Origin of the sequence: Cohnella candidum (assembly GCF_003713065.1) — a bacterium.
Lineage (GTDB): Bacteria > Bacillota > Bacilli > Paenibacillales > Paenibacillaceae > Cohnella > Cohnella candidum.
The window spans coordinates 2,134,289-2,147,731 of sequence record NZ_CP033433.1 but is presented as its reverse complement, the minus strand read 5'-3'; the positions used below and the strand labels follow the sequence as shown (position 1 = coordinate 2,147,731).

Here is a 13,443-nt window from a genome sequence, read left to right as displayed (position 1 = left end):
ATGCCAGCACTCGACAGCCGGGCCAAATGGATTTGGAAAAAAGGGCCGACCGCGATCAACGACTACGCCCTGTTCCGGCGTTCCTTCCGAACCGAAACCGGAGCGGCTCGCGTCGTGATCCGGGCTTCGGCGCACCACATCTATCATTTGTACCTGAACGGGCAGCGGATCTCGGGTTACGTTTCGCCCGCGCCGACTTCGCCGCCCCGCTCGAAATATTACGTCCACTATGAAATCGATGCCTCCCTGTTGTCGGGGGCGATACGCTTGCCGCCGTCGTGCACTACCTCGGGGGAGGCGGACAAAACTACGTGGACGGATATCCGGGCTTCTGGTGCGAAATGCAATGGACGTTGCCAAGCGGAGAGGTTCGCCGGGTCGTGACGGACGAGAATTGGGAGGTTTGCCCGGTTTCTCCTTATGAATCCGGCAGGCCTTACCAGCAAAACCGCCGGATGTCCGCTTCCGAACTGTACGACGGAAGGGAAACCGCCCGGACGAACGCGTGGCTGCGCGGAGAAACGGAAGGGCTCGTCTCGGACCGGGCCGTTCTTTCTCTCATTGAAACCGCGGATCCCGCCTGGAAGCTGGTACCGCAGGAAATGCCCGAAGGGCGCGAGGAAGCCGCCCTTCGTCCGACGCTTTGCGGCATTCAGCGTCCCGGGCTTCAAGTATTCGACGCGGGCCGCATCATCAGCGGTTGGGTGAGGATTTCGCTGCCGGGCATCCGCGACGCCAAAGTAAGGATCCGTTACTCGGAAGAGTTGGACGAGAGCGGATTGGTCGCGCGTTTCATCGCGAACGAGCCGGCTGACGGTTATTATGACGAATACGATATGGCCGGCGATCCCGAAGGGGAAACATGGCAGCCCGATTTCTCCTACAAAGCGTTCCGGTTTTTCGAAATTACCGGGTATCCGGACTGGATCCGGGAAGAGAACGTGGAAGCGGTATGGGCGCACACCCCCTTAGGAGAAGAAGGAAGCTTCGAATGCTCCGATCCGCTGCTCAACGCGATGTTCGAAGCCTGCATGCGCACGCAGAAAAACAACGTGCTCGGGCTCGTCACGGATTGTCCGCACCGCGAGCAAGCGCAGTATTTGGCCGATTCCGACCTGCAGGCCGAGACCTTGACCGGCTTGTTCGGGGGAGGCCGGCCGGTGCTGCGGAAGGTGCTGACGGATTTCCGGGACGCCATGCTGCCGGACGGCGGATTTCCGTTCGTCGCGCCGGGCAGCACGGAGCGGCCGGAGTTCAATATCCGCATCCCGGAATGGGATCTTCATTACGTCAGCCTGCTGTGGAAAGTCCATTTCGCTTACGGCGATGAAGGCATCGTGAAAGATTGCTATGGGACGGCCCGTAAGCTGACCGAATCGCTGCTCTCCCAGAAAGACGCGGAGACTTCGCTTCTGCCCAAAACCGCGCATTGGCATATCAGCGACTGGCCTTACCCGACCGTCGACCAAGAGGGGCCGTTCTTGACCGTCCATAACGCCAAATTCTACCGGGCGCTGACGCTCATGACGAAGCTGGCGCCGATCGCGGGATGCCCGGAGGACGCCTCCCGTTATGAAGCGGCAGCGGAGATGCAGAAAGCCGCGATGCAGCGGCATCTGTACGTGCCGGAACGCAAGCAATGGCGGGATGGCATGGGCTCGGAATCCTTCAGCCAAGGAACGAACGCTTTGGCGGCTCTCTGCGGGCTTATGCCGGAGGAGGACTTCGAAGAGGCGGTCTCCCGGCTGACCGGAGAATGGAAAAGCAGAACCGTGCTCTCGCTGGAGCTGTTCCGCCTCCTGTTCGAGAACGGCCATGCGGAGACGGCGATGGGTTGGCTATCCCGCGCGGAATATCCCGGTTGGGGATACATGATCGCGCAAGGCGCCAAAACGATGTGGGAAGGCTTCGAGGACATCGAATCCCACAGCCATGCGTGGAACGGTTATCCGGCGAGGCTGATGGCGGATTACCTGCTCGGCGTGACCGCTTCGGAGCCCGGTTTCGGCCGCGTCCGGATCTCGCCGTATTTCTCACCGCAGCTGAGGTATGCGCAGGGGACGGTGATCACCGTCCGCGGGAGCGTACGCGTGAGGTGGGAACGGAACCGGCAAGGGAGCATTTCGCTGTTCGTCGCGCTGCCTCCCGGTGTAGAGGCGGACGTAGAGCTGCCGGCGTCCGGCGGTTCGCTGTGTTTGCATGCAGGATCCCATTGCCTGTTGATGAAAGAAGGGGAGGTTTTCCGCCAATGAGGAACGATTCCGCGATATTTCTCGCCCCGGCGCCCAAACGCCTGGATCGGGTGCCCGGCTGGTATGCCTTGTCTGCCGGGGACGCCATCCGTTATGAAGACGGGGAATGGCCGACGGTACAGCGGGCCGCGGAAAGGCTCGTGAGGTTGCTGGAGAAGGAGCTTCTCCTTGCTCTTCCTTTGAGTTGTAAGGGTTTCCAAAGCGGAACGGAAACGGAAAGCGCCGGCATCCGTTTTGTTCCCGACCGCTCGATCCGTGCCCAAGGCTACATGCTTTGCGTCAACGGGAACGGCGTCACGATCCGATACGGAGACGGAGAAGGAGCCTACCACGCCGTCAGCACGCTGAAGCAGCTTCTGAACCGGTCCTCGGGCGGATTTCCCGGCGTCCTGATCGAAGACGAGCCCGATTTTCCGGTTCGCGGCGTCATGCTGGACATCAGCCGCAACAAAATTCCGACCATGGAGACGTTGTACCGGCTGATCGACCTGCTCTCGGATTTTAAAATCAACCATTTGCAGCTGTACATAGAGGGCTTCTCGTACGCCTATCCGAGCTTTCCGCAAGTTTGGGAGGGGCGGACCCCGATGACGGGTCGCGAGATGGAAGAGCTCGACCGCTATTGCCGGGAGAGATACATCGATTTCGTGCCGAACCAGAACAGCTTCGGGCATATGACCGCGTGGACGGCGCTGGAGGAATTCAAGCCGATCGCGGAATGTCCCGACGGCTTCGACATGCCCTTGGGCCGGTTTCCAAGCTCCATGAGCTTGAACCCCCTGTCGCCGGACAGCCTCTCCTTCGTCGAACGACTGTATGACGACCTGCTTCCCCATTTTACGTCTCCTTACTTCAACGTGGGCTGCGATGAAACGTTCGACCTCGGTCTCGGGCGAAGCCGCGAGGAGTGCGAACGGCTGGGCAAAGGCCGGGTGTACCTGAATTACTTGATGGAAATTTACAAGCTCTGCAAGGCCCGCGGCAAAACGATGATGTTCTGGGGTGACATCATCAAGGAGCATGCGGAGCTGGTGCCGGAGCTGCCCCGGGACGTCATCGCCATGGAGTGGGGGTACGGCGCGGATCAGCCCTCGGAAGCGCAATGCGAGCGGTACGCCAGATCGGGCATTCCCTTTTACGTCTGCCCCGGCACGTCGAGCTGGAATTCGATCACCGGCCTGACGGACAACATGAAGAGCAATATCCGGAACGCAGCGGCTTACGGCGCGAAACACGGCGCGCGCGGTTTGATCAACACGGATTGGGGCGACGCGGGCCATTGGCAGCCGACGCCGGTCAGTTACACCGGCTTCGTATACGGCGCGGCGATGAGCTGGGGCGCGGCGCAGAATGAGGAGCTGGATCTCGGCGAAGCGTTGAGCCGGTTCGTGTTCCGGGATGCCGCCGGCCGGATGGGCCGGATCGCGGTCGACCTCGGCAATTATTCCAACGTCGAGCGGCCTTCCCGGTTTAACGGCAGCGGCGTTTTCCGGACCTTGTACTACCACCAGTACGACGATACGAACCGGACGCTCGATTTCATGAAGCTTCAACCGATGGAAGGCTGGGAATTCGAAAACGTCAAGGAGTACGTCGGCCGCCTGCTCGCGGAATTGGACGAGGTGGAATTACGGTGCGACGACGCGGAATTGGTCCTGGCAGAGTACCGTCAAGCTTGCCGCCTGATCCTGCTCGGCGCGGAGCTGGGGCTGATCAAACTCACTGGAAAGGAGGTGGTGGAGAGACGGGAGCGTCTGGAAACGTTGATCGCCGAATTAGAGGTGAATATCGGGGCACTGAAAGCGAATTGGCTGGCCCGAAACCGCAGCGGAGGGCTGGAAGACAGCATGGCCCGTCTGTATTCTTTGAAGGATCAATTGCAGCAGGCACAGGGATGCACGGCATGATGGGAGGAAGTTGACGTCTTTTGGTTGGATTTCACATGACCTGGAGGAGGAACGGATAAATGACCGCAAGCCGACCCGGCATCATGAAACGTTTCGTTTGCGCCGCTATTGTTTTCGCTCTCTTGCTCGGCGGGCAAACCGGATGGTACGTCAAGACGGCGGCGGCGGAGGGCTCGCCTTCCGTCAGCTATGAGTTCAACGAGGACGGAAACCTCGAAGGATGGATGAAAAACTACCACAGCGTCGCCCAATTCAAGGTTCAAGAGGGTTCGCTCCAATTGAAGCTGGACCAGACGGACCCGTTCTGGTACGCGCCGACGCCGGTCGGTCTTCAGACGTCCGCGGATCAAACGCTCACGGTGCGGATGAAGACGAACAACGGAGCCTCTCTCGCCATTTATTTCGACACGGACGTGAATCCGGGACTAGCGGAAGCCAAACGCCTCGTGATCCCGGTCAAGGCGGACGGGGAGTTCCACGAATATACGGTGAAGCCTTCGCTGAATTCGTATTGGAAGGGCACCGTGCAGAAAATGCGTTTGGACTTGGAGCCGGCGAACAGCGTTCCGGCCGATGTCAGCATCGATTATTTGAGAATCGCCGAGCATTCGGATTACGGCTTCGAATTCAACGGAACGGCGGACGGCTGGAGTTCGCTTCAAGACTTGTCCCCTCTGCGGACGGGCACGTCCGGCGTGAGCGCGGACATTACGGGAAGCCATCCTTCCGCCGTATCGGGAGCCATTGGGCAGCCTGCCGAGAAGCTGGGCGAAATGAAGATCCGGACCAAGGTGTCGGGCAATTCGGCCCAGACGCTGACGGTCGGCTTTAACGGGCAAGCCGGATCCGGATTCCCCGCAGAGGACGCGGTCTCCGTACCGCTGAATCCGGACGGCCAATATCATGAGTACACGGTGAAATTATGGGAGCACCCGTCCTGGATCGGCAGCATCGGACAGATCAAGCTGAGTCTGGACGGCGCCGCAGAGCCTGCCGGCGGCACGTGGGAAGTCGACTACGTGCGGTTCCAAAGCGTCGCGCTGCCTTCTTACGATTGGAACACCGACGGGAATGCCCAAGGGTGGCTGCCGCTGCATGACTTCACGCCCTTCGAAATTTCGGGCGGCGTGCTCCGTACGAAGGTAGCGGGCAGCGATCCTTACATTGCCAATGAGAACGTCGAAGGCGTCATCGGGGAACGGGACAAAACGCTGACCGTCCGCATGAGCGCGACGGCCGGCAACTATGTGTCCATCTTTTTCGCGACGGATTCCACTCCGTCCTATGCCGAAACCCGCCGGATCGATTTCACGATCCAAGCGGACGGCAACATGCACGACTACACGATCGCCGTCGGGGATCATCCGCAGTGGAAAGGGAAAATCATCAAGCTGCGGCTGGACATTGAGGGCGGCGACCGAAGCGCCGCGGTTTTGACGCTGGACGAAGTGAAATTCGTATCGAGTCCGGCCGGAGGGCAGTTGTCGGTGAAACGCTCGAAGCCCGCGCTGCATGCCGGTGACGAGGCGGATGTTTCCGTCGAGATCGCCAATACCGGCGGGAAGAAGTTCTTCCATGCGCAGGCCGAACTGGTTGCTTCGAATGGACTTGAGATCGTCGGGGAAGCCTTGTCCTCGCCGCTGGGTGACCTGGCGCCGGGCGGCAAAGCCGTGGCGACGTGGAAAGTGAAGGCGACCGCGGAAAGCCCGGCTTCGGTCGAAGTGAAGCTTCACGCCGCGGGATATGATCAAAGCTACTCCGTTTCCCTGCCGGTGTTGAAGGCGACCGAAGCGCCAGGAAGTTCGTCCGATCGCCCGAGCGCGGCACGGGCATTGGTGGATCCGGCAACCGGAGACGCGGTTCTCGAGAATGCGACTACGCGTTTCGTCGCGCCGAAATCCGAATTCGGCTACGGGCAATACCAGGTCTACGCTTGGGATGATGTCCAAGGCTGGAAGCTGATGGCCAGCGCGCAGCCCTTCGCGGCCGCGATCGTCAAGCAGGACGGCAACAAGGCGGAAACCGTCGGCTTCTACCCGGCAACGGTGACGGCGGGTTCGCCTAGCGGCAAAGCCGGATTGACGTTCCAAGGCACCGCGACGGATTCGTCCGGCAGGGTCTGGACTTATTCTTTCGATTTCGCGTTGGGAACGGGCGACGACCGCATCGTCACGGGTCAAAGCGTACATGCCGACCGCGACGCGCAGCTGCTGAACATGACGGGACCGGTGCTGACGGTCGGAGAAGGCAGCTTCGGAGCCGGCAAAGACGAGGCGCTGTTCCCCGGCTTGGAATGGCTGACGGGAGGCGAGTCTTCCTCAAGCCAGCTGGACGTGCATACGCCGGCATACTTAAGGCTCGTTCCCCATCCTTACAAAATCACGGTTCCGCTCATGGCCGTGCGGCAAGATAAGCATATCGTCAGCTTGTCGTGGGACCCCAAGCAAAAATGGGACGGCGAGCATGACCTGCCCGCGGCGAAGTTCGCTTCGCCGAACTGGGTCGAGAACCAGAATAACCACGTCATGGGCCTTTCCGCTTTGAGCGTGCCGACCTATGTCAAGGAAAACCAAGAGCTTGCCGAAACGGCTTACGCCTTGCCGGCCGGCCGCGATCTGACGCTGAAAGCGGGCATTTCGACGATCGAAGCGGATTCGGTCGCGGAAGCGGTCAGCGCGTACGTGAAGGACAACGGCATCCCGTCTGTGCCGCAAGTCCGTTCTTTCGAAGAGCAGGTCGATCTCGGGCTCGACGCGTATCTGAGAACTTACTGGGATCCGGTGACCAAAGGCTGGCGCCACGTCAACATCCCGTCCTGGGGGACCAATCAATTCCCGGCGGACATGGTGAGCCTGAAGCTTCTCGGCACGGCGGCACCGGAGCGCAAACCGGAAATCGAAACGGTCTTGTCGCAAGCGCTCGGCGCCATGGCGGATAAGAAAAAGCTGGGCGATCCGGACTACCATATTCCGCAGTTCCAAGCGCCGTTCCTGGTCGGATACATGGACCAAGCTTTGGCAGGGTTAAAGAAGGAGATGGATGCGCTGATCGCGGACCAAGATCCGTCGGGAGCCTGGCTGTATAAGAATGCGGCCGCCTATAACCCGCCGCTCGGCGAGAACGGCACGCCGATGTTCGGGCAAACCGCCCAGAACGTCAAGCATCTGCTGAAATACGTGGCGATGACCGGCGACAGCCAAGCGAAGGAGGCCGGCTTCAAAGGGCTGGCGGCCATCGAAGGCATGGGCGGCGTTCCCCGTACGAGCCAGCCGTGGGAAGTACCGCTCCACACGCCGGATATCCTGGCTGCGGGGCATGCGGTCGGCGCGTATTTGGCAGCGTACGATTTGACCGGGAAGACCGAGTATTTGGATAAGGCGAAAGAGTGGGCGAAGCGGGGACTGCCGTTCGTCTATACGTGGGGCGTGCAGGATCGCCCGCTCATGGAATACGCCACGATCCCGATTTTCGGCGCCTCCGCTTACATCAATCCGTGGTTCGCGGTGCCGGTGCAGTGGAACGGCCTCGTGTACGCTTACGAGCTGCTGGATCTGGCCAACTATGACGGGCAAGGGCCATGGAAGCAAGTGGCCGACGGCATTCTGGCCAGCGCAGAAATCCAGCAGGCGTCCGGTTCGGACGAAACCTGGAGAGGCGGATATCCGGACAACTGGCGGCTCATCGCCAACAGCCGCTCCGATACGGTCATGCTGAACCCCGAGGAAATCGTGAAGGTGCTGTTCATGCAGCGGTTCGTGGAAGGCAAAGGACCGAACCCGGATATCCGGACGGTAGCCGTTCCCGGCTGCCCGAACCCGGATGCCGAGGGCAAAACTTGCGCCGAAGCCAAGGTGACGTCGCTGGCCGACATCCGCGACAAGTCTCCTTCGAACACGCAGCATTTGCTCTCCTTCGGGCTGAAATATCCGGCAGGGGAGACGACCTATTCGCTCGTCGCCGGGCGGGAAGCGCCCCGCATGGTGACCGTAAATGACGTTAAGCTGTCCGAACAGGCCGATCTTACGAACGCAGACACCGGCTGGTCGTATTTAGGCGACAGCGGGATGCTCGTTCTGAAAATCCGCCATTCGGCCGCCGACGACGTGAAGATTCATTATTGAGTAGAGGTTAATTCCTTGACCGACCGGCGGACGATGAGCTCCGCCGGAAGGACGATTTTCTTCCAGGGCAAGGGCTGTTCCTTCTCGCGGATCCGCTCGATCAGCATTTGAATGCCCATGTAACCGAATTGGTATGCTTGCTGGGCGGCCACGGTAAGGAAAGGGTCGAATTCCGCGTAAGGGCCGAGATCGTCGAAGCAGACGAGCGAAACCTCGTCCGGCACGGCAACGCCGCGATTGCGCAGCACGCTCATCACTTCGAGCGCGAGCACGTTGTTGCCCGCCACGATCGCCGTCGGCAGGGAAGGCATGGCGTCCAGCCACGCTTCGATTCCGGAAAGGTCGGAGCGAGGTCCGAAGCTGGTTTCGTACACGTCGCCGTCGGCGCAGGGAAGATCGTTCAGCTTCAACGCCTCGCGGTAGCCCTGCAAGCGCAGCCTGGCGCTGGAAACGGAGGATGAACCGTTGATCATGGCGATGCGCCGGTGCCCCCGGTCGATGAGAAGCTGGGTGAGCCGGTGCCCGCCTTCCTTGCTGTCCCCCAGCACGACGTCGCATTCGATGCCGGGAACCTCGCGGTCCATCAGGACGAACGGCACCTTATGCGCCCGAAGTTTTTCCAGGTGGGGCAGCGAGGGATCCCCTGCGGGAGCCACCAATACGCCGTCCACGCGGGCGGACAGAATCGTCTGGACATACTCGTTTTCTTTCTCAAGGCTTTCGTCGCTGTTTCCGAACAGCAGGCGGAAGCCGTTTTTCGTGGCCGCGTCTTCCGCGCCGCGGGCTAAAGTCGTATAGAAAGGGTTCGTGATGTCGGTAATCAGCAGGAAAAGGATCCGCGTTTGCTGCAGTACGAGGCTGCGCGCGGTCTGGTTCGGAACGTAGTTCAGCTCCTCCATGACGCGTTTCACTTTCGCCCTCGTTTTATCGCTGATTTTTCCCGTGTTATTGATAACCCTGGAAACCGTCATCGCGGATACGTTCGCTTTCTCCGCGATATCGTAAATCGTAACCATGAAGTCTGCTCCCTTATGTCGAATCATTGGTTCTATCTTACCGAACAAAAGGATTGACAGCAATACGGTTTCCTTGGTAGCGTAATGTTATCGATAACATTATAAGCGCTTTCAATGCGCGGGAGGCAGGCGACAAATGGCGGATATCGCAACGCGTTGGGCAGGCGGGTTTCCGAAAATCGGCATCCGGCCGACGATCGACGGGAGACGCAAAGGAGTCAGGGAATCGCTCGAGGAACAGACGATGAACATGGCGAAGGCCACGGCCCGGCTGCTGTCGGAGAACCTGCGGTATCCGGACGGTTCCCCGGTAGAGTGTGTAATCGCGGACACGTGCATCGGGGGCGTCGCGGAGGCGGCGGCTTGCGCGGACAAATTCGCGAAGTCGGGCGTGGGGGTATCGATAACGGTAACTCCATGCTGGTGCTATGGGACCGAGACGATGGACGCGGATCCGACGATTCCGAAAGCGGTCTGGGGCTTTAACGGCACGGAGCGGCCGGGTGCGGTATATTTGGCCGCCGTGCTGTCGGGTTACGCGCAGAAGGGACTCCCCGCTTTCGGCATTTACGGCGAACAAGTGCAGGACGCGGGAGACCCTTCGGTACCGGAAGACGTGCGCGGCAAACTGCTCGCCTTCGCGAAAGCGGGTCTGGCGGTCGCAATGATGCGGGGCAAAGCGTATTTGTCCATGGGCTCCGTATCGATGGGGATCGCGGGTTCCGTCGTGAACGATGCGTTCTTCCAGGACTATCTCGGCATGCGCAACGAATACGTGGACATGACCGAGTTCGTGCGCCGGATAGACGAAGGCATCTACGATCCGAAGGAATACGTTAAGGCGCTCGCTTGGGTGAAAGAAAATTGTCCGGAAGGGCCGGACAACAACCCGCCGCATCTCGTGACTTCGCGGGAGCGGAAAGACCGGGACTGGGAAACCGTCGTGAAAATGACGATCATCGCCCGCGATCTCATGGTCGGCAATCCGCGGCTTGCCGAGCTCGGGTTCGGCGAAGAAGCGCTCGGCCACAACGCGATCCTGTCGGGCTTCCAGGGGCAGCGGCAATGGACGGACCATTTTCCGAACGGGGATTTCCTCGAGGCGATGCTCAACTCCTCCTTCGATTGGAACGGCATCCGCGCCCCGTACCTGGTCGCGACCGAGAACGACAGCTTGAACGGAACCGTCATGCTGATGGGTTATCTGCTGACGAATACGGCGCAAATTTTCGCCGACGTCCGGACGTATTGGAGTCCTGAGTCGGTGGAACGCGTGACCGGCCATCGGCTGACGGGGGAGGCGGAAGGCGGCATTTTGCACCTGATCAACTCCGGCCCCGCGGCGCTTGACGGAACGGGCGAGCAGACGAAGGACGGCAAGCCGGCGATGAAGCCTTTCTGGGAAATCACCGAGGAGGAAGCCCGCAAATGCTTGCAGGCGACTTCTTGGCGCCCGGCTTCCGTGGAATATTTCCGCGGCGGCGGGTATTCGTCCGACTTCCTGACCCGCGGCGGCATGCCGATGACGATGTCGCGGATCAACTTGGTGAAAGGTCTCGGGCCCGTCCTGCAAATCGCGGAGGGGTATTCCGTAGACCTGCCTCCGGACGTTCACGACATCCTCGACAAGCGGACGGATCCGACCTGGCCGACGACTTGGTTCGCTCCGATCTTGACGGGCAGCGGCGCGTTCCGCTCCGTCTATGACGTGATGGACAATTGGGGAGCCAACCACGGTTCGATCAGCTACGGGCATATCGGCGCGGATTTGATCACGCTCGCGTCCATGCTCCGGATTCCGGTCAGCATGCACAACGTGTCCGCGGAACGCGTTTTCCGTCCGAGGGCTTGGGGACTGTTCGGCACCGACGACGCGGAGAGCGCCGATTATCGCGCCTGCGCCAACTTCGGCCCGCTGTACGGTTAAGGGAAGGAGATATCGAGATGATGTGCAACAGCCAATCCATACGCGAAGAATTGTGCGTTTACGCCCGGAAAACCGTCGCGAACAAACTCGTCGTCGGCCCCGGAGGCAACGTCAGCGCCCGTTTCGAAGGCAAAATGTACTTGTCGCCCAGCGGGTTTGCCCTGGACGAAGTGAAACCCGAGCATTGGGTCGAAGTGGATATCGCGACCGGCGAGATCAAGGATATCGGCCTGCGGCCGTCCTCGGAAGTCCTCATGCATCTGTACGCTTACCGGGCCAACCCGTCCATCGGCGCGATCGTGCATACGCATCCGCCGCATTGCATTGCCTTCACGCTCGTCGAACGCGAGTTGCCGATCATGTTCCCCGACCAGGCGGCGCTCGTCGGACGGACCGTGTACGTTCCCTACGTGCTGCCGACGACCGACAAGCTGGCGGACGCCGTCGTGGAGAAGGTGAACGAAGCGAGCTCGATCCTGCTCGGCAACCACGGCTTGGTGACGACCGGCCGCAACTTGCGTGAAGCCTACTACCGCACGGAAGTGGTCGAGGAAAGCGCAAAAATTTATCTGATCGCGAAATCCGTCCGGGAACCGAAGGTGCTGACGCGCGAGGAATTCGAGGAAATCGCCTCGCTCGAAAGCGAAGCGTACCGTATCCAATTGCTTCAGAAAATGAAATGAGCGAAGCGGCGCGGAGGTGAACGGGATGGACGGGGAGAACACGGTGCTGGCGTTCGATTTGGGGGCCGGCAGCGGGAGGGCTTTGATCGGCATCCTGTCCTTGCAGGAGAGCGGGAGCCGGCGGCTGCGCGTGACGGAAATCCACCGATTCCCAAACGAAGCGATTCAGGTGGGGCGGCATCTGCATTGGGATATTCTGCGGTTGCTTCATGAAATTAAGATCTCGATCCGCAAGGCCTTTCAGGCAGGGTACGCTCCGGCTACCTTCGGCATCGATTCTTGGGGCGTCGACTTCGGGCTGTTGGACGTTCGCGGCGAGCTGCTCGGGAATCCCTACCATTACCGGGATCCGCAAACCGAGGGCTTGATCGAAGAAGTAAACGCGATCGTCGGCGAGGACGAGTTGTTTCGCCAAAGCGGCCTTCAGTTCATGCCGTTTAATACGCTGTACCAATTGTATGCGATGAAGAAGGCCGGTTCGCCGAAGCTCGCCCTCGCCGAGACACTGCTGCTGACGCCGGACCTTCTCGTCTATTTGCTGACGGGATGCCGGAGCTGCGAGTTCACGATGGCGACCACGACCCAGCTGTTCCATCCGGAGCGGCGGGCATGGAACACGGAGTTGATGGACCGGCTCGGCATTCCGTCCGGGTTATTCCTCGAACCCGTGGAACCGGGCAGCCGGATCGGCCCGCTGGCCGCGGAAGTATGCGAGGAGCTGGGCGTGCCGCCGATGACGGCCGTCTCCGTCGGCACGCACGACACGGAGTCGGCGATCGCGGCCGTTCCGGCGAACGACGGACCGTTCGCTTATCTCGTCTGCGGCACGTGGTCGCTGCTGGGGACGGAATTGGACCGGCCATTGTTGACGGCGGAAACGATGGAGCTCCAGTTTTCCAACGAGGGCGGCGTTGGCGGCACGTACCAGCTGCTCAAGAACATCATGGGCCTCTGGCTGCTGCAGGAATGCAAACGCGAGTGGGATGCTTCCGGCCGTGCAATCGGTTACGGGGAGCTTGTGGAAGCGGCGGAAGCTGCCGAGCCGTTCCGCAGCATGGTGAACCCGGACGACGCCCGGTTTTACGGGCCGGGTGGCATGGCGGGCAAGATCGCCTCCTATTGCGTTGAAACCGGCCAGCCGGTGCCGCGAATCCAAGGCGAGTTTGTCCGCTGTATCCTGGAGAGCTTGGCGCTGAGGTACCGGGAAGCATTGGAGCAGGCGGAGAGGTTGACGGGCCGCTCGTTCGGCGGGCTCCACATGGTCGGAGGCGGCATCCAAAACCGGCTGCTGTGCCAATGGACGGCTGACGCGTTGGGAAGACCGGTATGGGCGGGGCCGGTGGAGGCGAGCGCGATCGGCAACATGCTGGTCCAACTGATCGCGCAGGGGAGTTGCGCCAACCTCCGGGAAGCGCGCCGGCTATCGGCAGAGTCGTTTCCGGTGGACACCTACGAGCCTTCTGCCGATACGTCGCGGTGGGATCAAGCCTATGAGAAGTTCCGGAATCTGAGTCTGATAAGTTGAAAAGGGAGCGAA

At 60.6% G+C, this 13,443-nt stretch carries 8 protein-coding genes; 7 read left to right on the top strand and 1 reads right to left on the bottom strand.

Translation table 11 applies throughout. The features are described from left to right. The 4 genes from EAV92_RS10230 to EAV92_RS10215 are packed head-to-tail and all read left to right on the top strand — an operon-like array spanning nt 1 to nt 8,280. Nucleotides 1-384, top strand: coding sequence for a hypothetical protein (locus EAV92_RS10230; protein ID WP_123040988.1), 384 nt, complete (start codon nt 1-3; stop codon nt 382-384). Continuing rightward, the gene (locus tag EAV92_RS10225; RefSeq protein ID WP_123040987.1) at nt 312-2,252 is read left to right on the top strand and encodes a family 78 glycoside hydrolase catalytic domain; all 1,941 of its coding nucleotides are present in this window, start codon (nt 312-314) and stop codon (nt 2,250-2,252) included. The genes EAV92_RS10230 and EAV92_RS10225 overlap by 73 nt, the downstream gene beginning before the upstream one ends. Then, nucleotides 2,249-4,159: a beta-N-acetylhexosaminidase gene (locus EAV92_RS10220; RefSeq protein ID WP_123040986.1), complete on the top strand. Its 1,911-nt coding sequence runs from the start codon at nt 2,249-2,251 to the stop codon at nt 4,157-4,159. Before EAV92_RS10225 ends, EAV92_RS10220 begins: the two co-directional genes overlap by 4 nt. A 59-nt stretch (nt 4,160-4,218) precedes the next feature. Continuing rightward, the gene (locus EAV92_RS10215; protein WP_123040985.1) at nt 4,219-8,280 is read left to right on the top strand and encodes a COG1470 family protein; all 4,062 of its coding nucleotides are present in this window, start codon (nt 4,219-4,221) and stop codon (nt 8,278-8,280) included. Here the strand turns inward: EAV92_RS10215 and EAV92_RS10210 are convergent. Continuing rightward, on the bottom strand, nt 8,274-9,296 hold the full coding sequence (locus tag EAV92_RS10210; protein WP_123040984.1) for a LacI family DNA-binding transcriptional regulator: 1,023 nt from the start codon (nt 9,294-9,296) through the stop codon (nt 8,274-8,276). The genes EAV92_RS10215 and EAV92_RS10210 overlap by 7 nt on opposite strands. Nucleotides 9,297-9,432: 136 nt before the next feature. Here EAV92_RS10210 and EAV92_RS10205 point away from each other — a divergent pair, with 136 nt between their 5' ends. The 3 genes from EAV92_RS10205 to EAV92_RS10195 are packed head-to-tail and all read left to right on the top strand — an operon-like array spanning nt 9,433 to nt 13,431. Continuing rightward, nucleotides 9,433-11,223, top strand: coding sequence for an L-fucose isomerase (locus EAV92_RS10205; RefSeq protein WP_123040983.1), 1,791 nt, complete (start codon nt 9,433-9,435; stop codon nt 11,221-11,223). Between the two features lie 17 nt (nt 11,224-11,240). Then, nucleotides 11,241-11,906 carry a class II aldolase/adducin family protein gene (locus EAV92_RS10200; protein WP_420888813.1) on the top strand — a complete coding sequence of 222 codons (666 nt, stop codon included), beginning with the start codon at nt 11,241-11,243 and terminating at the stop codon, nt 11,904-11,906. 25 nt (nt 11,907-11,931) lie between these two features. Next, on the top strand, nt 11,932-13,431 hold the full coding sequence (locus tag EAV92_RS10195; RefSeq protein ID WP_123040982.1) for a rhamnulokinase: 1,500 nt from the start codon (nt 11,932-11,934) through the stop codon (nt 13,429-13,431). The last annotated feature ends 12 nt before the right edge of the window (nt 13,432-13,443 follow it).

What these genes read in the sequence shown, in the direction of transcription:
- EAV92_RS10200 (WP_420888813.1), top strand. Translation starts at nt 11,241, where the DNA reads ATGATGTGCAACAGCCAATCCATACGCGAAGAATTGTGCGTTTACGCC.
- EAV92_RS10215 (WP_123040985.1), top strand. Translation starts at nt 4,219, where the DNA reads ATGACCGCAAGCCGACCCGGCATCATGAAACGTTTCGTTTGCGCCGCT.
- EAV92_RS10220 (WP_123040986.1), top strand. Translation starts at nt 2,249, where the DNA reads ATGAGGAACGATTCCGCGATATTTCTCGCCCCGGCGCCCAAACGCCTG.
- EAV92_RS10205 (WP_123040983.1), top strand. Translation starts at nt 9,433, where the DNA reads ATGGCGGATATCGCAACGCGTTGGGCAGGCGGGTTTCCGAAAATCGGC.
- EAV92_RS10230 (WP_123040988.1), top strand. Translation starts at nt 1, where the DNA reads ATGCCAGCACTCGACAGCCGGGCCAAATGGATTTGGAAAAAAGGGCCG.
- EAV92_RS10195 (WP_123040982.1), top strand. Translation starts at nt 11,932, where the DNA reads ATGGACGGGGAGAACACGGTGCTGGCGTTCGATTTGGGGGCCGGCAGC.
- EAV92_RS10210 (WP_123040984.1), bottom strand. Translation starts at nt 9,296, where the DNA reads ATGGTTACGATTTACGATATCGCGGAGAAAGCGAACGTATCCGCGATG.